A 25,350-nucleotide genomic window follows, 5' to 3' on the forward strand; every position below is an offset into this window, starting at 1 on the left:
TAGCTTATGAGGCTCTAATTAGGGGGGGGGATTTCCTCTTTAAAAATTAAACAACTAAAAAACGCACCGCATCCAGAACTGGTTTAGAATTCTGGTTTTGGTGCGTTTCTTTTTAATAACATGCTTTTTTACTCATCAATTCCCATCGACTGCTTGTATCCTTTCAGATAGGAGATTTCGGATGGGCTTCCCATCTCCGCCGCATTCATGGCACGATGCCACAGTGGATAGATTGGTGCGGGTCTGGCCACCGACTCAATCCGGTCATGCTCGTCCTGCGAAAGCTGAATATCGAAAGAAGCAATGTTTTCCTTCAACTGTTTTTCATTGCGTGCAGCAATGACGATCGGACCGACATTCGGTCGGTCCCTCACCCAGGAATAAGCGATTTGCGGCACGGAAGCGCTATGATTCGCCGCCACTTCCTCCAAAGCATCAATTACCTGGAAAAGACGCTCCTGATCCTGTACCCATGGCTCTGACCATCCACCGCCTTGGCGCGTGTTTTCAGGTGCTTGTTTATTGCGCCCGATTTTCCCGTTCAACAGCCCCTCGCCAAGTGGGCTCCAGATCATCGAACTGATGCCAAGCTCCGCTCCTGCAGGAAGAAGCTCATATTCCGCTTCCCGGGCTTCCGGGGTGTAGTAGATTTGCTGAGTGACGGGCGGAATATAACCCGGCTGCTGTGCGATTGAATACGTTCTCGCCAATGCCCAGCCACTGTAATTCGACACGCCCCAATGGCGGATTTTCCCGGATTTCACCAAGCTCGTCATCGTTTCCACCGTTTCTTCAATCGGTGTCTGTCCGTCCCAGAGATGCGTAAAATACAAATCGATGTAATCCGTCCCAAGCCGCTCTAAAGTTTGGTCAATGGAACTTAAGATATTGTTCCGTGAAGCACCGCGATTATTCGGATTATCACTTAACGGAAATCCCGTTTTCGACGTCAGCAGCACTTCATCCCGGCGCCCTTTGATCGCTGATCCAAGCACGCGTTCCGCATCGCCTTTTGAGTAGAGGTTCGCCGTATCGAACATATTGATCCCGGCTTCCAAAGACACATCAACCATCCTACGGGCTTCATCTTCTTGAACATCGCCAGCTGCTTCAAAACCATTTGTTCCACTGAACGGGATAGTTCCCAGTATGTACTTAGGGACACGCAAGCCGGAATTTCCTAAATAAATGTATTCCATAAAAATCCTCCTATTGAATGAGTATTAGTTTAATTAATGTGGGATATCAGTGGATTACCCTACTATTTTGCTTGTAAAACTGCTTGTAATACAAAATAGATAATTCTTTAACGTTAGAACTGTTTGATATTAAAGACAATTACCACAGAAACAAAAAAAACGCCAAAACCTCATAAAAAGGTTTTGGCGTTTTCTTAAAATCCACTTTCTCCAAATGGAGACGGCGGGAATCGAACACGCTCCTGTTAAAAGTACAGCTATATCAATGTTTTAAAGGGTTTCTACGTACTGTTTTAAAACACTGACCACCGTTTTGACTAGGTTTTAAATAAATCGCTTACGGAGATAAGTTATATTGATTCATATTATAACTTTTATTATAGTAGAAACTCGGCTCATTGATTAGAAATACTGGTAATACTATTATTGCACACCATGCATTATACTCGTTATTTTCAGTTTCCATTGTGGCTGTCTAGTTCTTTTCTACCTCTATTCACCTGATCAATGTTAATTTCCAACATTTCCGCTATGCTTTCCGAAGACATTTCCGGTCTATTTTTTTAATCGTTTTTAGTACACTTTCTTTACCCTCTCTAAATCCTTCTTTTCTTGAACCCGATAAATTCTTTTGAAGGTCAGAAAAGTATTTGTTCTTCAACTCAATTTGACGTTTGGCTTCTTGGCCTTCGCTATCCATGGCACTCCTCTGGCAATCTATAATAAAAGGAATCAGTCAACACGCATGCTTCAATTTTGCTCGATAAATAACTTCAAAAGTGGAGCGGTAATGTTATCGAACTTTGTTTGCTCATCTATCGAAACCCAAGCAACATCGATAATATCGCTGTTGGCGACATGAGTAGAATCCAAGTAGAACTTACCACCTGTTATCTCAGCAATAAAAGTATATTTATTGGCTTTCTCAAATAGCAGTTTCTTAACTACTACGTCATATCCTGTTTCTTCTTTTACCTCTCTAATACATGCCTGTTCTGGTGTTTCACCTTCTTCTATCCCTCCGCCTGGATAATTCCAAACAACGTCTCCCCTTTGCACATATTGTTTAACCATTAAGATATCGTTGTTTTTTAAAATAATAGCCTGTGAAATCATGAGTTCATCTCCATTAAAATGCGGAATAAAGTACCTGTATTAATTAAAATTCATTATTTAATACATCCTATATTTTTGTTATCAGTGAAATGTTAAATACTGTGGTATACAATTTCTTATGTTTGCTCTATTAACTTCGAGCTTTTTCTTTCATCTTCTGAAAAACCCCGGTCAGCAAAACTATTAAACCGAACAGAAAAATGACAGGAAATAAAATAGCCGATAAAGCTACAGCTGCCCAACCACTTTCTTCATATATACCATATAGTTGAGAAACCAACCAGCTAAATAAAGGAGCTACTACAATCATTAATGTAACTCCCCAAATTATCATTTTTGTTTTCTTCATCTTATTTTTACTGATAAAAAATGCAGCCGCTACTCCTAAAGTTAAACCAATCAATATCAACGTAAAAGTGAGTTCATAATTCATTCCGTCTTTACCTCCCTTTATCGTACCATTTCAGTTCTAACCTACTTTAATTTACCATATTATTACAATATCATAATTTTCATATTATATCTTCCCAGTTAAATGATATAGAAACCAACAACTCCAGCGAGAGCAGCGCAGCAAAGAGAGACGAAGATCCTAAACTGAACAAAATGCAGAAAAAGGTTGAAGCCGTATCCTCAGAAAGCGTCCAGGTGCAGCGCAGATCAACAACCTTTAGTAATAAGTCCACAAAAAACGCCAAAACCTCATAAAAAGGTTTTGGCGTTTTCTTAAAATCCACTTTCTCCAAATGGAGACGGCGGGAGTCGAACCCGCGTCCAGAAACTCCGCTACTTGAGCGTCTACGCGTGTAGCTTACTGGTATATCAAGGTTTTATCAGTTAGGGGGTATTACAATATTAAGAACTCAGTCCAATAACATCCTACAACCATTTTACACTTCTATAGTAAAGACCTGCAAATTAGAAATAAAAATAATGATCAATAACAAATACATTTCTCATGAGTTACTATCTTTTCAAGAAGGAACTATATTCAAGTATTGCCTGTCTAGTTCTCGAAAGAAGCATTTTTGAAGAAATTGTTTTTAGAATATCTTCCTGATAACTTGAGTCCCTCTTGAAATAGTTGCTTACACTAGTCACTTCATTAGCAGCTAGAAGAACTCCATATCTTTCTTCAATTATTACAGTCAATTCTACTAGTAGTTCTTTTATCTTCGTATCTAGATCATCTTCTTTATAATTCGAGATAAACTTTCCATATTCAAAAGTTGCTTCACTAAGTACGCTAGGATCATCAACAGCGTCCCTAATGTTATTAATATCCTGATTTTGAACTCGATATAAAATTCCCAGCAAAGCTATTAAAACAAAATTACCATTCTTTAAAATGTCTTTCGCTGTACCTTCTAATATCCCTTCTTCTTTCTTCATTTCATCCGTAATTCTTTTAAAACGACTATAGAGGTCAATCAAGTCTATGATGAAATTTAACTTATCTGGTGAACGTGTATAGTTCTTTTTGAAAATCGAGGCATATACATTACCGCTTTCAAACAATACTTTTTTGTTAGAACGTGCAGTTCCCGGTCTCTGCATTACAAATGCAAGAATTAATTGACCAAACTCTTCATTCTTTATTCTAATCTTGTTGCTTTTTGGTCTCTCTCCACGCTTTACTTGAAAATCGATACCATGAGTACTCAAATCTCTTCTTAAAGTAAGCATTTCGGGTGTATTAGATTTCAAATCACTAGCTTTAATTGGTTTTTGAGAATTAGTCGTCTCGGCAATTTTAGTAAAGAATTGGTTAACATCAGAAGGCTTAGCTTCCTTTTGATAAACCACTTTACAAGGGACGAAGAATTCTTGACTATTTGAGCCTTTGTATTCCCCAAGACGATTTGTGGTTTGTCCACCATTTACAATTGAAAAGTCATAGAAAGTAATTGTATTTCCATCAATCGCAAAATCTTCGGCAGCTACAATTAACCCATTATTGTAAAACCAAAAGTTCTCTCTATCTTTATCTAAAGTTTCATTTATCCCTTTATCGACCAATCTATGCGATATGTATTTTCTAATATTCATGTCAAATAAACCTTTATCTTTGAATAGTTCATACATTTCAATAAGTGACTTAGAACTTAAGTTTACCATCACGCCGTAATTTTCTTGAGATTCGTATTCTAAAAAATTCTTACTCTTATCAAGAGCTGCTTTAAATTCTCTAACTTTTGTCGTAGTATCTTGAATATTTGCAATCTGTGTATTTATTAAAGGCGTGTCCGTAACTTTTATCAAGTCTTCTAAATCGCTTATTGGCGAATTTTTTAGTTTTCTTTCGAAATTCTTTACATCAAAATCACCTAAGTAAAAAACATGATATTCAATTTGGCCATTTTCAGGAAGCCGGTCTAGATTTTCTCTGAGAATCCTTTTTAATTTGCTGCTATAAGCTCCAGTATTATGGTTTTTAAAAGCTTCTACTGTTGTATTCATTTTTCTGATTTCATCGAGAATATCATCCGATGAAAGACTTGAAGTTTTACATTGAACCAGTGATAAAATTTCATCTTCATCGTCATAATACACTAGATCAATCCCACCATCATTCGTTCCATTTGTAAGATGGTCATCAATATTACTAGAAATAGCAGTAAGTTCTTTTTCTTTGTAAAAAATATACTGTAAAGCGAGTATTTCAAAAGCTTCTTCATTTTTAAGTTTCTTGTTTTGAAGCTCAAAGTGTTTAATAATTCGACTTATCTCATTTTGATAATTCCCCATTATTTTCCCTCCATAATTGAAATATTCTTGTCTGGCCTATTTAGCCTACAAAATAAGTATATTGTACTTTTTAGATTTAAAAACGAAAAACTCAAAAAAAAATTGAAAAACCATTAAAATGATCATCTCAGCTAACACATTGCCGGAACTCTTGATTTAAACTTAAATTAAGAAAGAGGTGAAGGTAATGGAAGGTATACAAGATGAATTTGGGAGAAATTTAAGAAATGCCAGAACAGCACTGGCACTGAAAAAAGACCAGAAAGTAACCCAATTCGAAATTTCAGCCGCTACCGGTCTTTCTAGACCAACAATTTCTAGGTTCGAAAATGGAAATGGGAATCCAACTTTGAAACAAATCGCGAAATTGGCTGAAGCACTAGAGGTACATCCATCAAAACTATTTGAAACCGATTAAGGAGGAATTAATAATGAATATTTTTCGCAAACCAGAACATATCGAAGATGTTTTTTGTAAGGCTTTATCGACCAATGACGACAGCGGAAGACACGGGGTTTTGATTCCCGTGTTTGCATATCATCTATTCCCTTCATTCGCCGCTTTCGATCCTGCTCTCCAAGTTAATTATGAAGAGCCAATAACCACTATCTGGCCTCAAATGAATGAGGGAGACACCAAGGCTAGTAAATGGAAGCATTACCACCGGTATCCAGAAAGAAGGATGACTTCTTTGCAACCAGAACTATTGAACAACAAACCTGTTGGAAGCTTGCTTGTAGTGGGGAAATACAAGGACCACTCTGAATATGAATGCCTAGTTATCACGCCAGATAACCCACATTATTTGGAAATCGGATCAAAGTTTTTGCTTGATAATGATAATGAGGACCAGTACTTCACTGGAGCAGCTATTATTCCGATCGAAGAATTTTTGAAGGAAGAAAAAGAAATTTCTCCATTAGACGAGCTGATGGAACTTTTTGAAAATGTGAGTTCTCAAGGCTTTATTGAAACCGAAAAAGATGGGGATACCGGCATTGGATTTACCTTTGAAACACTTCTTGGTATCAAGTCCAACTCTAGTAAGAATCCAGATTACAAAGGCATTGAGATTAAATGTTCCCGATCGAAGAAGCCTAAAGAAAAAAGGACTACCCCTACTGGCAAACAGACTTTATTCTCACTTATTCCAAATTGGGGAACTGTCGGCAACCGACGAGGACTCGTTGAACAGTACGGGAAAGATGATCCACTAAAAGACCGCACTGGTATTTATTGCACTATAAAAGTTCTTCCGAATTCTTATGGATGGAATTTGGAAATCGATGAAGAAAACCAAATTATCCATGTCTGCCACAATGGACAGCGCGTTGTCTATTACACAATGGATGATTTGCGCAAAGCCCTTGAAAGCAAACACGGAGAAAGTGTTTTCATTACAGCTGAAACCAGATTGAATGAAAATAATAAAGAAGAGTTTTACTATGACTCTCTTACCCATTGCAGAGAAGTCCTATTTTCCGAATATCTTGCGTTGATTAAGGAAAACTTGGCTGGCCTCGATTTTGCAATCCATATGAAAGATGGAAAAGTTCGAGACCATGGATTTTTGTGGAGAATGGAAAGCAAGAAGTACTTGCTTCGTTTATTCAAATACGTACAGGAAATCAAATAGCTTTACTTCAAACCAGAGTACTAGCCACAGTATTCTGGTTTTCTTGTCTTAAAGCCATTAGCACTTGTTGGGCAACCGCTTTCGCTAGCAATGGTGGAACTGCGTTTCCTACTTGTGTATACTGAGGAACTTCTACCCTTCTTCTCGGTCCGCCCGTCGTTCTTTTCCCCCTGAAAAGTAAGCTATCATCAAAAGATTGTAATCTTGCCAACTCTCTCACTGTAGGTATGCGATTTTCAAACGGTACAATAAAGTCATCAGGTAAAGTAAGTACTGTTGATGCCGGTGAATTTCTATCATACCGGTATCTATTCCCTTTTTTAGATGTAAAAAGCTTTACGATACTTGCACTAGCTGTTGCGCTTTGTAATGCCTCTGCTAAGCTAGCTAAATCCCTATACTCTTCTTGTGCATTGAAGCATTCCATAAGTAAATCTGGATAATTAAATAGAACATCTTCAATTCCTTCATTTAATATTCTTTGAGTCAAAGCCATGGTATTCTCGCCTTCACGATACAAACTGAAGCGTTGAGTTACAGCTGGGCTGTGTCTTGATACTTCATGGTTCTGAGGAGGTCCTACATGTCCTATTGGCTCTCCAAATTCAATGCCGTTTCTATCAGCCCTTAATACTCTAGGCGTTCTTCCAGCAATCGAATTTAATTGATACTCTGTCAAATCAAAATCTTGGTTTTGAGAAAGAATTAGATCTGATATTGCTTCTTGCACATTTACTATTTCTCTTGATGAATCCGTAAAATCAGGATATTGAATAGGAGTCTGGTCATTTCTATATGCCATAAAAATAGCTCTCCTACGTCTCTGAGGCACTCCAAAATCGCTAGCATCTAGAACTTGGACTGGTAAAACATTGTAACCTATAGCAGTTAATTCATTTTCTAAGATGGTAGTTACCAGTGTTCCATCTGGGTAAGTTGATTCTCTTACCCCAACAAATCCATCTAATGAAGTATTGAGGAATCCTGTTACGTTTTCCATAATCACATACTTAGGTTGTACTTCATCAATTACTCGAATATACTCCCTAAACAACATATTTCGAGGGTCATTTTTAGCCCTCCTACCTGCTAAGCTAAAACCTTGGCATGGTGGACCACCAAAAATCGCATCAATCTCCGGAAGCTCATGACCTTGAAAAATTTGAAGGTTTTGTATTGCATTGAATATAAATTCGCCATCCAAATGTGAAATATCTGTTCTATGGAAGAAAGTATTTTCTCCTTGGCGTAACCCTAGTTGCTCGTGTCTGTGTCTATAAGTGATTTCAACATCTTCACTTATATCACTTGAAAATAATATATGAAATCCAGCTTGGATTAATCCTTCGCTCATCCCACCTGCGCCACAAAATAAATCTATTGCATATGGCATTCAGATCTCCTCCTTGATATTTGTTACTACTTCTCATTATATAGAAAAACCCATGAAAGTCCAGGGCTTCTTTAAGATAAATTTATATTATACACTAGTTTATGGACAAAAGCGGAAAAGCGAACTTAACCTTTTCTCACATCAGCATTCTTAGATTTTTCAATAAATAGTATTAAATCTTCTATCACTTGTTCAAAATCTTCTTTTATCTCATGTTCCCATACCCTTTTAATATTCCAACCTAAATTCTCATAATGCTCATTAACAAGCTGGTCTCTTTTCCTGTTCCGTAATAGTTTTTCTTCCCAAAATTCAGGATTGGTTTTCGGAAGATGACCGTGCAAATCACAAAAATGCCAAAAGCATGAATCAATAAAAATCACAACTTTGTATTTTTTGATAGCAATATCCGGTTTTCCCAATAATGTCTTTTCATTTTTCCTAAAACGGATACCTGCTTTCCAAAGTTCTTTTGAAACTAAATTTTCAAGTTTTGACTGTGATTTTACTGATTTCATTATATTCCTTCTGCCTTCTTCAGAAAATTTCATAAGCCACCTCTTAAGACGTTTTATTACAGTTTACCCGCCCTTTATTAATTTTAACTCGGATGCTTAAGATCAAGTACTTTAAGAGAAGAGTAATACGTCCAACAACATTATAGAACATATGTTCCAATAAGTGCAAATGTCAAACGTGCCTTATTAACCCTTGCTTGATAAGTCTCTCTAGTAAAAGCGTATTTGAAGGAATCGTTTTTTCATTTGTTATCTTGACTCTGGTTAGTTGTAATTGTACAATAACAACAACAACTTGGTGAAGGAGAGAAATCATCAATGAAGACTGTGCGATTTAGTTTATCTGATAAAGAGTATACCTTTGCTTATGATCTTGCTTTAGAGAGCGGATGCGCCAGTATTCCAGAATATTTGAGGCTTATATTATTCAAAGAAAAGCCACAAACAAATGATATTCTCGAAGAGCTACTAGGACAGTTCGAAAAATCAGTAAGAGAAAGAAAAGACGATAAAGAATTTAAAGTCCGCGATTGTTTTGATAAACAAGTCTGGTCAAACATCAGCATTACAGATAGAAGAACATTAGGTAGAATTATTATTCGAAAAGTAGAAAAAGGTGGATGGCTGCCTATTATCGCTACCTCCAAAGAGTCTGGAAATGCTCAATGGTACAAGAAAAGGAGTGAAGAAATTTGAAAAACAAATACATCAACCAACTTCCTGAAGAAATTAAGGCAAATATTTATTCTGAGGTTCGTGGCGCGCTTTATGAAGAAGGTCTAAGAGGAGTAGAGCTACAAGAATCAATTGAGGCTGCCATGGAAAGTAAACTCTATGACTTGGAAGATACGATAGACATTTCAAAATATATTTCAGATGAAATTTGATCTTAGAGAGGTTATACCAAACAACTAATTTACTGAAATTTAATTCCAAGTAATAAAAGATGGGTTTTATTAAAGAACACTAAGGAGGTCTCTTTTCAAAAGCATTTTGATGATTTTACGATCTCTTCAATTTTGCAGTGATTGAAAATTACTATTCAATCACTGCTTTGCTTTGAAGACGAAAAGAAAGATAGATCTCACATATGCAATTTTATTCTTCTGATACTCCTTCTCTTCCACCTTTGAACTTTTCCCTACCAGTTTTAAACTGATGCTCTGCTTCTGAAAGTCCCCATTCAGCAGTATGTTCTTTGTGAATCCACCTTGTACAATAGTTCTTTACAGTGGTGTTATTGATTTCAAAATGCACAAAATGCAGTACCTTCGCTTCATGCAATACTTTGAGGTATTCTATTACCGACCTTCGATTTATTCCGGTATTCTTTACTACTGTATTGATAGATACATAGGATAATGGTCTATTGCTTACGGTATAAAAAATATAGCCAACCATATTAAGATATACAGCAAATATTTTAGGCTTGTAATCACTTTTTAGTGTTACTATTTTATGAATATCATGATAATGGATTTTAGCAAAGTTGAATTCTTCATCTTTGCCAGTTGGTTTGATGAAATAGTTGTTACCATGTTTCAATTCTTCAACCATTTCCCCATTTGTATTTTCATAGATTTCAATATGTCCCATCTGCTGCAATCTTAATAAGGAGGCCTTTGTTCTTGATTTTGTTGAACTCTGTCCAGTACTCATGCCAATAAATTTCATTAGATGATTAACCCCTGTATATGCAACTCCAAGGAAATTATTAGCCATAGACTTGATAACAGCTAAATAATAAACGTCTAGTTCACCATTTTTCCCCAGTTGTTTGGATTCTATAAGTGACTTGGAGATTTTGATAAACGATTCTCCCTTTTCTTGCTGTATTGATGTTTTTGCTTCAGTTACCATTATTGTATTCTCCTTCTTTTTCTTTTCATTTTATTTCATATAATTTCAGAATATGCGTGGCAGTCAAAAGGAAGGCTGCGCCGACCTTTTGGCTGTTACATTTCATCTACTATATTTCTTTTATCTTTTGTTCTTCTATCTATTCCCTGTATGAAACTGCTAGAATAACCAGCAAAATACTATAAGTTCCCAACTTAAGGGGTCACTTATTTTTAGGGTGTAGTATTATTTGAAGACACCAAAATTTCAGGTGTAGTTTATATATCAATCACTAAACTACACCTGTTTTTTAGTGGTCTATTTGCGTAGACACTTTAATAGATGGTGGATCAGTCACTTTAGTTTTACTTCCGTGAAATTAATGCTCCCAATAGTGGTGGTTACCTTATCAAAAAGACCGTCTTTTATCTGTGAAGTGTACTCTTCTAAAAGCATTGGTCCTAAAACTTTTCTGGGCATACCTTTTATAACCTCTATTAGGATTTTAATCCCTTTAGCAACATTACAAGTCTTGCATAATATCCATGCATTGTCTTCGACACTAGCAGTATCAGGACGACAGATATATTGTGGCAACTTATGATCCACTTGCAAGTTAGCAGTACTTTTACAGATTTGGCAGAAGTGTCCGTCCCTGAGAAACGTTGCTTGCTTTTGCTCTTTGGTAAACTCACCGCCGTTAGCACGCCGTCTCTTTTCTCGGTTATTATTACACTCCCTGCAAGCACTTGTTAACCCATCGGTTTTACTTCTGTCCTTACTGAATCCATCTGCTGTTTTACTTTCTTTGCATTTACTGCACGTTTTAATCATATTTCTCGAGCAGGGATTAGACCCTCTCTCTCTCACTTAAATAATCTTGCTACTCTTTCCTCTCTTTCTACATTTAAATTATTTGTTACTACCAGAATGTTAATCAACGCAAAAAAAGGAGCGAATTAAACACTCCCCCCGTTTGAAAACACACTTGTCCCTCTACAAAAAAACAGGCAGATTTATCCCGTTAACTAACATTGTAGAAATATAGAACAAGCATGCCTCCAAATGAGGCGGTAGCATTTAATTCTCTCCTTACATAATTTTCTCGATCATATTATTAATCACTTACTCCATCATAACAGCATGTAGCCTTCGATACAATAGCATTTTTAAATTCCGAATTTTTACTTTTTATATAGTAGAAACTTATACTCTATTGCATAAGAATTCCCCCGCCATAGTCTAAGAGCTTCGTAAACTTATTTGTCTCGTAGATAGTTAGAGAAAACTACACATTATCATTTTTTCAATTGAAGAAAATGCCGTTTTTATCCTTCTCGTATCGGAAAAACATCGTTTAATAGAGTGTGAACGGACGTACCTACCCACTTTCATATAGTAAAGCATCTATAAAATGTGGTATTCACCCCCCTCCTTAATTCTATAAAGAAGTTAATCGCATAAAATTGTTTACGAATAAAAGGTTCAGGTTCAGCCTCATCATATTAACAGAAGGTTCGCAGACTGTTTACAACTTCATCAATATCTAAATGCAAATATTTCGTTGTTACGGCTAAATCAGAATGTCCCAACGCCTTACTTATAAGTGCTATGTTCGCACCCTTGTCTAATAAGTTTTTAGCATATCCCCTACGGATTGCATGTGCATTAATATTTTCAAGTCCGAATCTTTTGGAGTACTTATTGAGTTGTTTAGAAATTGCACAGTTTGACGACTTACTTGTATTCATTGGAAAACCATTCTGAGTGATAAAAATGTTTTTATTTTCTTGGCCATAGTACTGTCTGATGTTCTCATTCAAATGGATTAAATCATTAAACATCTTTGCTAGCTCTTGGGAAATTGGCAACTTAAGAAATTGATGGTTTTTGAGAGTAGATCCGTCCAAGTTAAGAGTCAAATTATCAAAATCAACATGACTTTCTTTTAATTCTCCAAGCGTTCGAATGCGGATACCTGTACTATACATGGTAAGGATCGCAACACTATCCCTAAAACCTACAAAATTCGTCTGGTCAATCAAACTTAGCAAGGTATCAACATCAACTTCATTAATGCCTTTCTTTACTTGCTTATCGATCTTAATATGGATAGAACTCCAAAACTTTTGTTTGAACCATCCATTATTGTAAAACTTACTCAACATAGCCTTGATAGACTTTAACCTTATTAGTTTTGTTTGCTGGGTTACTTGTAACGAACTCAAATAATCATATATCGTATCTATACCAATATCTTCTACAAACTCTAATTTATTGTATTCTACATATTGTTTGAAAATATAACGATAGCTTTCAATAGTTCGTTGCCGATTTCCTGCTACCTGCATTTGTTGGAAAACTATCTCAAGTGCATCGATAATTAACAAACCTTCCTTGTTTTCCTCACTATTTTTCGTCGATCTTCTTACAGTTTCCTTATTTACCGCAAACATGCCGTGCTTTCTTCCTTTAGTCATAATAAAGCCTCCTAATTCAATTTGTATTAGAAGTTATCGAACTGAGTTCGCCAATTATGTAGGAATGAAAAAAGGGATATTGCACAAGAGTCCAACTCCTGTCCAATATCCCTAACTTCCTTAAAACCTTGATACCACTGCATTTAGCAGCAATCTCCAAATGGAGACGGCGGGAGTCGAACCCGCGTCCAGAAACTCCGCTACTTGAGCGTCTACGCGTGTAGCTTACTTATTAGGGTTTCATGCGCCATTCTGCCAGTAAGCAGGCGTCCTGGGCACTAATTTGAGAATCTCTTGCCGGCAGCTCAAATGGCACTGCAAGCCGTATCCCACTAAAGTTGAGCTTTACCCAGCCACATGGGCGATGGATAGATAAAGCAGATCCGAGCTTACGCTGCGAATGCTAGGTTTTGGTTTGTTTTGCCAGTTACTATAGTTACGTTGATGACGGAGCCGATCCTCCGACGCGCGACCCAAGCCCAGATCATCCCTGTCGAATCCGTAACGTCCCCTCATTATAAAGGAACACGGAAAGGCGATTAGCCTTGTGTGCTATATAAATATTATAAGACAATAATGGTCAGACTTCAAGTCTTAACGGTTACGGTCTTTCAAAGCCCGGTCAATTTCACGTTTCGCGTCTTTTTTCTTCAAGTCCTGGCGCTTATCGTAGTTTTTCTTACCTTTACCGATGCCCAGCAGCACTTTGGCATAACCGTCTTTCAAGTACATCTTCAACGGTATGATTGCCGCTCCCTGCACTTTCGATACCCCTACAAGTTCATTGATCTGCTTTTTATGCAGCAACAGTTTCCGGACCCTTGTCGGATCGTGGTTAAAAATATTGCCTTGTTCGTATGGAGCGATGTGCATATTGGAGATCCACGCTTCGCCGTTCCGGATCCGCACAAACGCATCCACCAGCTGCACTTTGCCGTTGCGGGCAGATTTGATTTCTGTCCCTTGCAGTACAATCCCAGCTTCAATCGTTTCTTCAATGAAATAATCAAAGCTGGCTTTTTTGTTTTGTGCGATAACTTTTCCTTCGCCTTTTGCCATGCTGTTTTCACCTCATATGGATTCAAAAAGGGCGGCAGCTAAGCCGCTCCTTTATTATTTCTTTTTGCGTCCTGGACCTTTGCCCTTAGCAACGCCTTCATAAAACTTTTTCTTTTTGTTTTTCGGCTTGCGGGTCGGACCGCCGCTTGCCGGTTTCCCGTCGCGGCCAGGTTTCCGGTCTCCATCTTTTTTCGTTGCACGGATCACTTTAGGCGCGTCTTTTCGTGTACGGCGAACATTTTGTGTCATGCCGACGATTTCGAAGTCAATTGACGATTCTTCCGGTTTCACTCCGATAACACGGATGGCAATTTCATCTCCGATCCGGAACTGGCGGTTGCTGCGCTCGCCAATCATCATCATCTGGCGATCATCGAAACGGTAAAAATCATCTGTCATATTGGAAACATGGACTAGCCCTTCAATCGTATTCGGCAATTCAATGAACAAACCGAAGTTGGTAACAGAAGACACAATGCCTTCAAATTCCTCACCGATTTTATCCGCCATGAACTGAGATTTCTTCAAGGCATCTGTATCGCGTTCCGCTTCGACTGCTCGACGCTCACGTTCAGACGTATGCTCCGCGATTTCGTCCATATTGGCATCCCAGTGCATGATGGTCGCTTTCGACAAATCTTTGTTGATCAGATATGTCCGAATCAACCGGTGCACGACCAAATCCGGGTAACGGCGGATTGGTGAAGTGAAGTGGGTATAGAATTCAGTCGATAAACCGAAATGCCCCAGGCTTTCCGCTGAATATTTTGCCTGCTGCATCGAACGCAGCATCATTGTAGAGATGACCGGTTCTTCCGGTGTGCCTGCGATTGACTCAATGATTTCCTGCAAAGCACGTGGGTGTATCTGGTTGCCTGTTCCTTTGACTACAATCCCGAAATTCGTCACGAACTCGAAGAAGCGCTGCAGTTTTTCCGGCTTCGGATCTTCATGGATACGGTAAAGAGCCGGTACGTCCATATGATGGAAATGCTCGGCAACGGTTTCGTTGGCGGCTAACATGAACTCTTCGATCAAGCGTTCAGATACCGTCCGTTCCCGCACGACTACATCAATCGGATAACCGTCTTCATCAACCAGAACTTTCGATTCTTTAAAATCAAAATCAACCGCTCCGCGGCGCATCCGTTTTCCTCTTAAAATTGCCGCAAGGTCTCTCATCAATTCAAACATCGGAACCAGTTCTGCATATTTTTCTTTCAGTTCCTGATTGTCCTGCTCCAGGATTTCATATACATCCGTATACGTCATACGGGCTGATGTTCTAATGACACTTTGGAAAATATCATGCGACAGCAATTCCCCTTGATCATTGAAAATCATTTCACATGACAGCGTTAAGCGGTCAACTTGCGGGTTAAGGGAACAAATACCGTTTGATAAACGGTGCGGAATCATCGGAATTACCCGGTCCGTTAAATAGATGCTTGTAGCACGGTCATAAGCTTCCCGGTCAATTGCAGAACCATCTGTTACATAATGGCTGACATCAGCAATATGGACACCGAGTTTGTAAGTGCCATCTTCCAGTTTCACCACTTGGACAGCATCATCCAAGTCTTTGGCGTCAGCGCCATCAATTGTCACGATTTTTTCTTCTCTTAAATCGCGGCGGTCTGTTATGTCTGACGGATCGATCTCTTCAGGTACACTGTTTGCCTCTTCAAGTACATCCGGCGGAAACTCCGTTTCAATGCCGTGCTTATGGATGATTGACAGGATATCAACGCCCGGGTCATTTTTATGCCCCAAAATTTGCGTCACCATGCCAGTGGCAGACATGCGCCCTTCAGGCCAGCCGGTAATCTCCACTACCACTTTATGGCCATCAACAGCCCCCAATGTATCTTCTTTGGCAATAAAGATATCCATATTCATTTTCTTATCGTCAGGCACCACGAATCCAAAGCCGCGGTTGTCCTGGAAGGTTCCGACTACTTTAGTCGTTCCGCGTTCCAAAATGCGGATAATCGCGCCTTCCCGGCGGTCGCCTGAAGAAGCTTCAGAAATTCTCACCAGCACTTTGTCGCCGTTGACTGCGCCATTTACTTCTGTTGGCGGGATGAAAATATCGTCCATTCCCGCTTCTTCAGAAGCCACAAAACCAAAACCGCGCTGATGGCCGATAAATTTGCCGCGCATCAGATTCATTCGCTCCGGTACGCCGTAGCGGTTTGCCCGCGAGCGCACAAGCAACCCTTTTTCTTCAAGCTTCACTAAGGTTTTCACTAATTCCTTAAACTCATTTGCATCTTCAAAACCGAATTGCTCTTCTATTTCTTGAACAGTCAAGGGTTTATAGGCGTCTTCACGCATAAACTCCAGTAACCGCTGGTCCAGTGTCATTTCCTTATTTGCCATACTAAATTCCTCCTCTAAGACGGTCTCACACGCTCCAATCGAGCGATTCGAGAAATGCTAAAATGTCTTCATGCAATTGTTGTTTTTCTTTATCGAGCGTTATAACATGCCCGGATTTCTCGTACCATTTGATATTTTTTTGGAAAGATTCTGCTTCATTATAAATGATATTGGCAGAATCGGTGTCAATCACATCATCCAATGATCCCTGGACGACAAAAAGCGGGGCATATACATGATCCACCTGTCCTCTGACATGGCCGATCAATTTCCGCAAATCAGCAAGTGACTCCATTGGAGTTTCTTGAAACTTCTTCATCTCTTCTTCGATAACTTGTTCTTCTTTTCCTTCATACTTCTTGTATTCACGGGCATATTTTAACACGCCTTGATACATCAACTCGGTTGTTTTCATGTGCATAGGCGCACACATCGTGATGAGTCCCTTTACAGGGAATGTATACCCTATCTTTAAGGTAAATACGCCGCCAAGCGACAATCCGGCAACGGCAATTTCCTCGTAGCCTTCTTCTTTTAATTGGTTATAAGCTTTCTCTACATCTTTCCACCAGTCTGACGGTCCTGTAGGGAGCAGTTTTTCCGGCTCGACTCCATGACCCGCATAATGTGGAGCGATGGACGTATAGCCTTGTTTTTCCAGGAAACGCCCGAGCATCCGGACATCCGCTGAATTTCCTGTAAATCCGTGCAGCAATAGCACGGCTCTTGGTCCTGCTTTAAAGAAAAATGGTTTTGGCTGCGATACTCGCATAAAAATCCTCCATTCTTATATACATAAATCAACTTCATTATTTTTTCGGATAATATCTTCTATCGATATTACACAAAATAACTTCACTTTCTAGTGAAAATCTTTATCTTTTCACTTTATAAAATGAGTAACACTTAGTATTTCAAAACATTTATGACCGCAATCTTTTAAGAAGAAAAAGCGGAAGGCGGCGAGGGCAAATATTGTGCTCCTGCATCGCTGCGCTAGCTTCGTCGCAAACGATTCGCGCTAACGCAAATCGTTTCCTGCGGGATAGCGCGTCCAAGTGGGACCCCGCAGGAGCTTGCGACGAGGAGGCTCACGGACCGCCTGCGGAAAGCGTCCGCCTGTCTCTGCATCGCTTCGCTAGCTTCGAGACATGAAAGTGCGCTGCAGCGATTTCTTCACTCTTCATAAAATTATAGCTCTAAAAGAAAACGCCTAACCAGTTATTGGTCAGGCGATTTAATCATCTACATTAAACTTTTGTGACGGCGATAGCCAGAATAAAGAATAAGGCAGCAAGTACAATCGTTACGCGTTGAAGGACTAGGTCCAACCCGCGGGCTTTTTGCTTGCCGAAAAGTTGCTCTGCTCCACCGGAGATGGCTCCTGAAAGGCCTGCACTTTTTCCTGATTGCAATAATACCACAACGATTAAAGCGAGCGATACGATGACGAGTAAGGTCATTAACAACGTATGCATAAATTCCACCTCCTGAAAAGAACTTCCACAACAAGAATAAGTTTACCAAAAACTTCGAACTATGACAATAGCAACAGAAGTAATGGGTCTCTTATACCTTATTTCTTCAAGTTGTAGAAAGTTTTAACGCCAAGATATTTAGCAGTTTCATTCAGCTGGTCTTCGATGCGCAGCAATTGGTTGTACTTCGCAACGCGGTCCGTACGTGAAGGAGCTCCTGTTTTGATCTGCCCTGCATTTGTTGCCACTGCGATATCGGCAATCGTTACATCTTCCGATTCTCCTGAACGGTGGCTGATAACAGCTGTGTAGCCAGCACGTTTCGCCATTTCAATCGCATCAAAAGTCTCTGTCAATGTACCGATTTGGTTTACTTTGATCAAAATCGAGTTTCCAACGCCTTGCTCAATTCCTTGCGCTAATTTTTTCGTATTCGTTACGAATAAATCATCACCTACTAATTGAACACGATCGCCAATGCGTTCTGTCAGCAATTTATGGCCATCCCAGTCATTTTCATCCAGACCGTCTTCAATTGAGACGATTGGGTATTTATTGGAAAGCTCTTCGTACCAGTCAACCATTTCAGCTGAAGTTTTCACTGTATTGTCTCCTGGCAAGTTATATACGCCTTTTTCTTTGTCGTAAAGTTCAGAAGAAGCGACATCCATTGCAAGCAATACATCTTCGCCTGGTTTGTAGCCAGCTTTTTCAATAGCTTCCATAATCGTTTGAAGTGCTTCTTCGTTTGATCCAAGGTTAGGAGCAAATCCGCCCTCATCTCCTACAGAAGTGTTATAGCCTTTTTCTTTCAAGACGCTTTTCAGGTTATGGAAGATTTCTGCTCCCATGCGAACTGCGTGACGGAAAGTTTCTGCGCCGACCGGCATAACCATGAATTCCTGAATGTCCACATTGTTATCAGCATGCTCGCCGCCGTTTAGAATGTTCATCATCGGCACTGGCAATTGTTTAGCATTGAAACCGCCTAAGTATTGATATAACGGAACATCTAAGTAATCAGCAGCTGCGTGTGCTACTGCCATGGAAACACCTAAAATAGCGTTTGCGCCTAAACGGCCTTTGTTTTCTGTACCGTCAAGTGCGATCAACGCCTGATCGATGGAAACTTGGTCAAGAGCTGAGAAGTTGCCTTCGATTTCTGCAGCGATTTCATTGTTAACATGGTCAACTGCCTTCAATACGCCTTTTCCAAGGTAACGGCCTTTGTCGCCGTCACGAAGTTCAACTGCTTCGTGTTCTCCCGTAGAAGCTCCAGATGGTACGATTGCGCGTCCAAATGCGCCGCTTTCTGTGAATACTTCCACTTCGATTGTTGGGTTTCCTCGTGAATCTAATACTTCGCGTGCTAAAACGTCTGTGATAATTGGCAATGAAAACATCTCCCTTTTAATATAATGGTTTTCCGGTCATTTCTTCCGGCTGTTCAACATTCAGTAATTTCAACACGGTCGGAGCCAAATCGGCTAAAATTCCGCCTTTTCTCAACTCCACACCTTTTTTAGTCACAATGACTGGCACTTGATTTGTCGTATGCGCCGTCATTGGCATGCCTTCAAGTGTTACCACTTCATCGGCATTGCCGTGGTCGGCTGTCACAATCGCATATCCGCCTTTGGCATGCAGCGCCTCAACGATTTTGCCTAAACATTCATCAACCACTTCAATGGCGCGGATTGTCGGCTCAAGCATTCCACTATGGCCTACCATATCCGGGTTTGCAAAATTCAAAATGATGGCATCATGTGCGTCATTTTGAATTTGTTCAACCAGTTTGCCCGTCACTTCAAATGCGCTCATTTCCGGCTGCAAATCGTATGTCGCCACTTTCGGGGAATCAACCAATATCCGGTCTTCCCCTGGGAAAACATCTTCTCTTCCTCCGCTCATAAAGAACGTCACATGCGGATACTTCTCGGTTTCCGCAATCCGTAATTGGGTCAGCCCTTTATCGGACAGAACTTCACCTATGGTATTTTCCAAATTCAGCGTCTCATAGGCAACATGCGTCGGCAAATCGTCACTATAGGAAGTAAATGTGATAAATGACAGCTCTGTCGGATGTTTCACACTAAGCTGTAACTCCTCAAACCCTTCACGCACAAAGACGGATGTCAGCTGAATAGCCCGGTCAGGACGGAAATTGAAGAATACGACCGAATCGCCTGTTTCAATTGTAGCAACCGGCTGGCCTTCTTCAACGATGGCAAAAGGCACGACGAATTCATCATGGATGCCTAAGTCATAAGAATGTGTAATTCCTGCGTTAGCCGAGGGAGCCGTCTGGCCTTCGCCATCCACTAAAACACGGTAAGCCTTTTCTACCCGCTCCCAGCGTTTATCGCGGTCCATTGCATAATAGCGCCCGCTGATGGAAGCGAATTTACCGACACCGATTTCTTGCATTTTCTGCTCGGCTTCTTCCACATACTTAAGCGCTGTCTGCGGTCCAACATCACGGCCGTCCAAGAATCCATGCACATAAACACGAGTTAATCCATGAAGTTTTGCCAATTCCAGTAAAGCGAACAAATGCTCATAATGGCTATGCACACCGCCGTCTGACAGCAAGCCCATCAAGTGGAGCGCTTTGCCGTTTGCTTTGGCATGTTCAACCGCTTCTACAAAAGCCGTATTTTGAAAAAAGTCGCCATCGCGGATGGATTTATGAATCCGGGTCAAGTTCTGATAAACGATTCTTCCGGCCCCGATGTTCAAGTGGCCAACTTCCGAGTTGCCCATTTGGCCTTCCGGTAGCCCCACTGCTTCACCTGAAGCTGTCAAAAGGCTATGAGGGTAGCTGTCCCATAATCGATCAAAATTCGGTTTGTTCGCTTGAGAAACAGCATTGCCGAAAGTCTCTTTCCGGCAGCCGAAACCGTCCAAAATAATCAAAGCTACTGGATAGTCTGTATTACGCATGCAATCCCGCCTCTAGTAGTTTTACAAATGATTCTGTTTCAAGGCTAGCGCCTCCAACAAGCGCGCCATCAATATGTTCCATGCCCAACAATTCTTCGATATTGGCAGGTTTCACGCTGCCTCCGTATTGAATGCGGACTTGCTGAGCAATATCTTCATTAAATAATGATGCAACTTTATTTCGGATAATGCCGCACACTTCATTGGCATCTTGTGCAGTAGCTGTTTTGCCTGTTCCAATCGCCCAGATCGGTTCATAAGCAATCACCAATTGCCCGGCTTGCTGTTCAGATAATCCTGCGAGTCCAGCCTCTACTTGTGATTCAACAACTGAGCCGGTTTCACCGCTTTCACGCTGCTCCAAGGTCTCTCCCACACACATAATTGGTGTTAACCCATTATCAAATGCTGCAAGTACTTTTTTGTTTACTGATTGGTCTGTTTCATTAAAATACTGCCGGCGTTCAGAATGTCCGATAATCACGTAGTTCACGTTGATGCCTGCTAATTGGGCAGCACTGATTTCCCCGGTGAATGCACCTTCTTTTTCTTCATGCATAGTTTGGGCGCCTATTTGAAGAGGGCTTGATTCCGTTGAAGCGACGAGCTGCTGCAGATAAAGAGCAGGCGCACAAATGACCGAATCGACTTTGTCTGCGTCCGGCACGAGACCTTTTACTTCTTCTACAAATTCCTTTGCTTCAGAAAAAGTCTTATACATTTTCCAGTTTCCAGCAATAATCGGTTTTCTCAACAATACCACTCCTTCTATTTGTCGGTTAATGCAGTAACACCTGGCAATTCTTTGCCTTCCATAAATTCAAGAGAAGCTCCGCCGCCGGTAGAAATATGATCCATTTGATCAGCAACATTGAATTGTTCCACTGCTGCGGCTGAATCGCCTCCACCAATAACTGTATAGGCTTCTGTTTTTGCCATAGCCTGTGCAACTGACTTTGTACCATTTTCAAAAGAACTCATTTCGAAAACACCCATCGGTCCGTTCCAAATGATCAATTTAGAGTTCATGATGACATCTGAATACAGTTCGACTGTTTTTGGCCCGATATCGAGTCCCATCCAGTCTGAAGGGATCTCATCAATATTGACCACTTTTGTTTCAGCGTCATTGGAGAATTCCTTTGTCACGACAACATCTACCGGCAGATAAAGCTTCACGCCTTTTTCTTGCGCTTTTTTGATAAACGATTGTGCCAATTCGATTTTGTCTTCTTCCAGTAAAGACGTGCCGATTTCATGGCCTTGAGCTTTTGTAAAAGTATAAGAAAGTCCGCCGCCAATAAGCAGATTGTCGACTTTGTCCAGCAAATGGTCAATCACGCCGATTTTATCCTTTACTTTCGCTCCACCGATAATGGCGGTAAATGGCCGCTCTGGTTCAGACAAGGCTTTTCCTAGCACATCCAGTTCCTTTTCCAATAATAGGCCGGAAACGGCAGTCAAGTGCTTGGCTATGCCAGCCGTTGAAGCGTGCGCTCTATGGGCAGCTCCGAAAGCGTCGTTGACGAATAGATCTGCCAGTGCGGCAAACGCTTTAGCCAATTCTTCATCGTTCTTTTCTTCGCCAGGATGGAACCTAACGTTCTCCAATAGGACAATATCTCCCTCGTTCATCGAAGCAATTTCCTGTTCAACTTTTGGCCCTATGGATTCATCCAGGCTCTTCACTTCTTTATGTAATAATTCGCTTAGTTTGGCGCCTGCTGCTGCAAGCCTCATGTCTTCGTTGACTTCACCTTTTGGGCGTCCTAAGTGGCTAGCCAAAATCACTTTCGCTCCGTTGTCAACCAAATACTCGATTGTTGGAATGGCAGCGCGGATCCGTGTATCATCAGTCACTTTTCCTTCCGACATCGGTACGTTAAAATCCACTCGGCAAAATACGCGTTTCCCTTTTAAGTCCACGTCTTTCATAGTCATTTTCTTCAACATGACACTACCTCCCCGTTCGTCTAAAAAAAATAAGGGGCGGGGTAAAACCCCACCCCTTTACCCTCTTCCATTATAGAGGTTCATCGGAAATTAAGCTATAAATTTGGGATTACAATCCTGTTTTATACATGTGAAGAGCAAGGTCGATACAACGTGCAGAGTAACCTGATTCGTTGTCATACCATGAAAGAACTTTCACCATGTTTCCGCCAAGTGCCATTGTGGATGCACCGTCGATTGTAGATGAAGCCGGGTTGCCGTTATAGTCGCTTGATACCAGCGGAAGATCCGTGTAAGCCAAGTAACCTTTCAATTCGTTTTCAGTTGCTTCTTTCAACGCATTGTTGACATCTTCAACAGTAGCTTCTGTTTCAAGTTCTGCCACTAAGTCGATCAATGATACGTTTGGTGTAGGAACGCGGATAGCCATTCCGTCCAATTTGCCTTTTAGTTCCGGCAAAACTTTTGTTACTGCTACTGCAGCTCCAGTAGTTGTCGGAATCATCGACTCTGCTGCTGCACGTGCACGGCGATAATCTTTATGAGGTGAATCCAACAGGATTTGGTCGTTTGTATAAGAGTGAATTGTAGTCATCATGGCATGTTTGATGCCAAAACGCTCATTCAATACTTTAGAAATGCCTGCAAGGCCGTTAGTCGTACATGAAGCATTTGACACTACGTTGTCCGTTTCTGGGTCGTAGCTGTCATGGTTTACGCCCATAACCAATGTTTTCATGTCTTTGCCCGGTGCAGAAACGATAACTTTCTTAGCGCCAGCCTCGATATGTTTAGAAGCCGCATCGGCATCTGTGAATCGGCCTGTTGATTCAAGGACGATGTCAACCCCTAATTCTCCCCATGGAAGAGCTGCAGGATCTTTTTCAGCGAATACACGCATTCTTTTGCCGTTCACGATAAGATCTTCGCCTTCAGCAGAAATCTCTGCATCTGAAATGCCGTGCACTGAATCATATTTCAAAAGATGTGCAAGCATTTTTGCGTCAGTCAAATCGTTTACTGCTACTACTTCCACTTCCGGGTTTTCCATTACCTGGCGATATACAATACGTCCGATACGTCCAAATCCGTTAATTGCTAATTTTAAAGTCATTTAAAATTCCTCCTGTTTTTGAGTTAACTCGATTATTTTTCGTGCCGCACCTTCATCTGTTATCAAAACCGTTTGCTCTGGTGCAATCTTGAAGTAAGAAAGAATTGCTTTAGCTTTCGAACGCCCTCCCGCAACTGCTAAGATAAATGGCGCTTTTTGAACCTGTTCAATCTGAATTCCCGCTGTGCGGATGCGATAAACTACATTTCCATCTTTGTCAAAGTAATACCCGAAAGCTTCACTGACTGCTTCGCCAGCCCGGATCTTTTCAACTTCTTCAAATGACGACTTTCGCTGCAGCGCAATTTCTTCAGCGTTGCCAATGCCATGTACAACGACTTGTGTCTGATCGTACAGCTCCATCATTTCTTTGATCACCGGTTCCCGCATCATCATCTCATATGCCTCAGCACTTAAATGGTCAGGCAGATAAAGTGTTTTTACGGCTCCGCCGGTTTTCTCAGCGAACAAAGAGGCAATCGTATTGGCTTGATGAAGGACATCTTCCCCTAAACCGCCTCTTGCTGCAATAAATTGCAATGAGCTGTCTTTCTTATCGGAAGCTATTTCTTTTGAAATAGCAGCCATTGTACTGCCGCCTGTTACCGCGATTTTTTTATACAGTGGGAACTTCGCTTCCAATAAGCGGGCAGCTTCTTTACCTATATTAGACTTGACTGCTGGAATATCGTCGCTGTTTTGAGGAACGATCAGCACTCTTGATATTCCTAAAATGGACTTCAGCTCTTTTTCCATGTTGGATAAACCAGACACTTCGCGCATAAACTCCTTTAAAGCATTAAGCACTTCAAGTCCCTGTGCAGTAACAACCATTCCAGCAGTTCTTGCTTCAATCAATTGCTGGTTTCGCAAAAGATCTGTTTCTTTTCGGATATCCCGTTCAGTCATTCCGGCAAGTTCACTTAAGGTTCGTCTGCCAATGGGTTGTTCCATTTGAATGGTCTGGAGGATCTGATAACGCTTTTTCAGGAGCTCGGTCATTTCCGGCATCAGCTTTTTCTTCGCTTCCGTTAATGGATCCATTCGTTCACTCCATTTCAAGCTGGACGTTTTTTGTCCCACTTTTAATTTTATTGTCCCACTAGTTTTATTCTAACGAAGGACTAACTAAAATGCAAATAAAAAGAAGCGTTAGAATTCTAACGCTTCCAATAATTCGATATACCCAATGTTTCCATAAATTGCGACTTCCCCGTCTTTTTCAATAACCGGAACCATCAGCATGTATTTTTGATGAATGGCATCATCGCTCTCAATATCCACTTCTTCATACTCGAAAGGGAAATCTTCCCGGACAAGCTCGAGCATCAGTTTTGCTTCATCGCATAAAGGGCAATTTGGACGTGTGTAAAAGGTAATCATTTTAGTTCCTACTTTCTATTCAGATTTCATTTGTAGTTTAAGTTAAACACATTCATTTAAAAGGATTCAAAAAAGCCGACTCCTGTTTCCGCAGGTGCGGAAAAGGAA

At 40.6% G+C, this 25,350-nt stretch carries 25 protein-coding genes and 1 other RNA gene; 4 read left to right on the forward strand and 22 right to left on the reverse strand.

Going from position 1 to position 25,350, the window contains the following annotated elements; translation table 11 throughout:
• Window positions 1–128 precede the first annotated feature (128 nt).
• From AC3AQ9_RS16310 to AC3AQ9_RS16330, 5 genes are all read right to left on the reverse strand, one after another.
• Window positions 129–1,199 (reverse strand): aldo/keto reductase, encoded by a 1,071-nt coding sequence (locus AC3AQ9_RS16310; RefSeq protein WP_488308550.1) that lies wholly within the window; start codon window positions 1,197–1,199, stop codon window positions 129–131.
• Between the two features lie 529 nt (window positions 1,200–1,728).
• Complete coding sequence (locus tag AC3AQ9_RS16315; protein ID WP_488308551.1) at window positions 1,729–1,899, reverse strand: hypothetical protein; 171 nt, start codon at window positions 1,897–1,899, stop codon at window positions 1,729–1,731.
• Between the two features lie 50 nt (window positions 1,900–1,949).
• Window positions 1,950–2,315 carry an NUDIX hydrolase gene (locus tag AC3AQ9_RS16320; protein ID WP_488308552.1) on the reverse strand — a complete coding sequence of 122 codons (366 nt, stop codon included), beginning with the start codon at window positions 2,313–2,315 and terminating at the stop codon, window positions 1,950–1,952.
• Window positions 2,316–2,445: 130 nt separating this feature from the next.
• Entirely contained in the window at window positions 2,446–2,748 is a 303-nt protein-coding gene (locus AC3AQ9_RS16325; RefSeq protein ID WP_488308553.1) for a hypothetical protein, read from the reverse strand.
• A 533-nt stretch (window positions 2,749–3,281) separates the two neighbouring features.
• A complete protein-coding gene (locus AC3AQ9_RS16330; RefSeq protein WP_488308554.1) occupies window positions 3,282–5,063 on the reverse strand; it encodes an AIPR family protein in 1,782 nt (593 codons plus the stop codon).
• 187 nt (window positions 5,064–5,250) lie between these two features.
• Between AC3AQ9_RS16330 and AC3AQ9_RS16335 the strand changes: the two genes are divergently transcribed.
• Window positions 5,251–5,481 carry a helix-turn-helix domain-containing protein gene (locus tag AC3AQ9_RS16335; RefSeq protein ID WP_488308555.1) on the forward strand — a complete coding sequence of 77 codons (231 nt, stop codon included), beginning with the start codon at window positions 5,251–5,253 and terminating at the stop codon, window positions 5,479–5,481.
• 13 nt (window positions 5,482–5,494) lie between these two features.
• Window positions 5,495–6,700, forward strand: a complete 1,206-nt coding sequence (locus AC3AQ9_RS16340) for an MvaI/BcnI family restriction endonuclease (RefSeq protein ID WP_488308556.1) — start codon at window positions 5,495–5,497, stop codon at window positions 6,698–6,700.
• Between the two features lie 7 nt (window positions 6,701–6,707).
• Here AC3AQ9_RS16340 and AC3AQ9_RS16345 read toward each other — a convergent pair whose 3' ends face one another.
• On the reverse strand, window positions 6,708–8,093 hold the full coding sequence (locus AC3AQ9_RS16345; protein ID WP_488308557.1) for a DNA cytosine methyltransferase: 1,386 nt from the start codon (window positions 8,091–8,093) through the stop codon (window positions 6,708–6,710).
• A 125-nt stretch (window positions 8,094–8,218) separates the two neighbouring features.
• On the reverse strand, window positions 8,219–8,644 hold the full coding sequence (locus AC3AQ9_RS16350) for a very short patch repair endonuclease (RefSeq protein WP_488308558.1): 426 nt from the start codon (window positions 8,642–8,644) through the stop codon (window positions 8,219–8,221).
• Window positions 8,645–8,929: 285 nt separating this feature from the next.
• On the opposite strand from AC3AQ9_RS16350, the gene AC3AQ9_RS16355 reads away from it, so the two are divergent.
• Together AC3AQ9_RS16355 and AC3AQ9_RS16360 are read left to right on the forward strand one after the other, a co-directional pair.
• The gene (locus tag AC3AQ9_RS16355; protein ID WP_488308559.1) at window positions 8,930–9,307 is read left to right on the forward strand and encodes a DUF1413 domain-containing protein; all 378 of its coding nucleotides are present in this window, start codon (window positions 8,930–8,932) and stop codon (window positions 9,305–9,307) included.
• Window positions 9,304–9,498 carry a hypothetical protein gene (locus AC3AQ9_RS16360; protein WP_488308560.1) on the forward strand — a complete coding sequence of 65 codons (195 nt, stop codon included), beginning with the start codon at window positions 9,304–9,306 and terminating at the stop codon, window positions 9,496–9,498. The genes AC3AQ9_RS16355 and AC3AQ9_RS16360 overlap by 4 nt, the downstream gene beginning before the upstream one ends.
• Window positions 9,499–9,709: 211 nt before the next feature.
• Here the strand turns inward: AC3AQ9_RS16360 and AC3AQ9_RS16365 are convergent, their stop codons facing one another.
• From AC3AQ9_RS16365 to AC3AQ9_RS16435, 15 genes are all read right to left on the reverse strand, one after another.
• Complete coding sequence (locus AC3AQ9_RS16365) at window positions 9,710–10,471, reverse strand: hypothetical protein (RefSeq protein WP_488308561.1); 762 nt, start codon at window positions 10,469–10,471, stop codon at window positions 9,710–9,712.
• 333 nt (window positions 10,472–10,804) lie between these two features.
• Window positions 10,805–11,284, reverse strand: coding sequence for an HNH endonuclease (locus AC3AQ9_RS16370; protein ID WP_488308562.1), 480 nt, complete (start codon window positions 11,282–11,284; stop codon window positions 10,805–10,807).
• A 671-nt stretch (window positions 11,285–11,955) separates the two neighbouring features.
• The gene (locus AC3AQ9_RS16375) at window positions 11,956–12,930 is read right to left on the reverse strand and encodes a tyrosine-type recombinase/integrase (RefSeq protein WP_488308563.1); all 975 of its coding nucleotides are present in this window, start codon (window positions 12,928–12,930) and stop codon (window positions 11,956–11,958) included.
• A gap of 158 nt (window positions 12,931–13,088) precedes the next feature.
• Window positions 13,089–13,442: a transfer-messenger RNA gene (ssrA, locus tag AC3AQ9_RS16380) on the reverse strand.
• Window positions 13,443–13,524: 82 nt separating this feature from the next.
• A complete protein-coding gene (gene smpB, locus AC3AQ9_RS16385) occupies window positions 13,525–13,989 on the reverse strand; it encodes an SsrA-binding protein SmpB (protein WP_488308564.1) in 465 nt (154 codons plus the stop codon).
• Between the two features lie 54 nt (window positions 13,990–14,043).
• Window positions 14,044–16,371, reverse strand: a complete 2,328-nt coding sequence (rnr, locus tag AC3AQ9_RS16390; protein ID WP_488308565.1) for a ribonuclease R — start codon at window positions 16,369–16,371, stop codon at window positions 14,044–14,046.
• Between the two features lie 25 nt (window positions 16,372–16,396).
• The gene (locus AC3AQ9_RS16395) at window positions 16,397–17,143 is read right to left on the reverse strand and encodes an alpha/beta hydrolase (RefSeq protein ID WP_488308566.1); all 747 of its coding nucleotides are present in this window, start codon (window positions 17,141–17,143) and stop codon (window positions 16,397–16,399) included.
• A gap of 478 nt (window positions 17,144–17,621) precedes the next feature.
• Window positions 17,622–17,849 carry a preprotein translocase subunit SecG gene (gene secG / locus AC3AQ9_RS16400; RefSeq protein ID WP_036808196.1) on the reverse strand — a complete coding sequence of 76 codons (228 nt, stop codon included), beginning with the start codon at window positions 17,847–17,849 and terminating at the stop codon, window positions 17,622–17,624.
• Between the two features lie 98 nt (window positions 17,850–17,947).
• The gene (gene eno / locus AC3AQ9_RS16405) at window positions 17,948–19,243 is read right to left on the reverse strand and encodes a phosphopyruvate hydratase (RefSeq protein WP_488308567.1); all 1,296 of its coding nucleotides are present in this window, start codon (window positions 19,241–19,243) and stop codon (window positions 17,948–17,950) included.
• Between the two features lie 16 nt (window positions 19,244–19,259).
• Window positions 19,260–20,792 (reverse strand): 2,3-bisphosphoglycerate-independent phosphoglycerate mutase, encoded by a 1,533-nt coding sequence (gene gpmI, locus AC3AQ9_RS16410; RefSeq protein WP_488308568.1) that lies wholly within the window; start codon window positions 20,790–20,792, stop codon window positions 19,260–19,262.
• Entirely contained in the window at window positions 20,785–21,546 is a 762-nt protein-coding gene (gene tpiA / locus AC3AQ9_RS16415) for a triose-phosphate isomerase (protein ID WP_488308569.1), read from the reverse strand. Before tpiA ends, gpmI begins: the two co-directional genes overlap by 8 nt.
• Window positions 21,547–21,560: 14 nt before the next feature.
• The gene (locus AC3AQ9_RS16420) at window positions 21,561–22,742 is read right to left on the reverse strand and encodes a phosphoglycerate kinase (protein ID WP_488308679.1); all 1,182 of its coding nucleotides are present in this window, start codon (window positions 22,740–22,742) and stop codon (window positions 21,561–21,563) included.
• 112 nt (window positions 22,743–22,854) lie between these two features.
• Window positions 22,855–23,859 carry a type I glyceraldehyde-3-phosphate dehydrogenase gene (gene gap, locus AC3AQ9_RS16425; protein ID WP_488308570.1) on the reverse strand — a complete coding sequence of 335 codons (1,005 nt, stop codon included), beginning with the start codon at window positions 23,857–23,859 and terminating at the stop codon, window positions 22,855–22,857.
• On the reverse strand, window positions 23,860–24,903 hold the full coding sequence (locus AC3AQ9_RS16430) for a sugar-binding transcriptional regulator (protein WP_488308571.1): 1,044 nt from the start codon (window positions 24,901–24,903) through the stop codon (window positions 23,860–23,862).
• A 108-nt stretch (window positions 24,904–25,011) separates the two neighbouring features.
• Window positions 25,012–25,242, reverse strand: coding sequence for a glutaredoxin family protein (locus AC3AQ9_RS16435; protein WP_488308572.1), 231 nt, complete (start codon window positions 25,240–25,242; stop codon window positions 25,012–25,014).
• Between the last annotated feature and the right edge of the window lie 108 nt (window positions 25,243–25,350).

It is taken from the genome of Planococcus sp. VCh962, assembly GCF_057748275.1.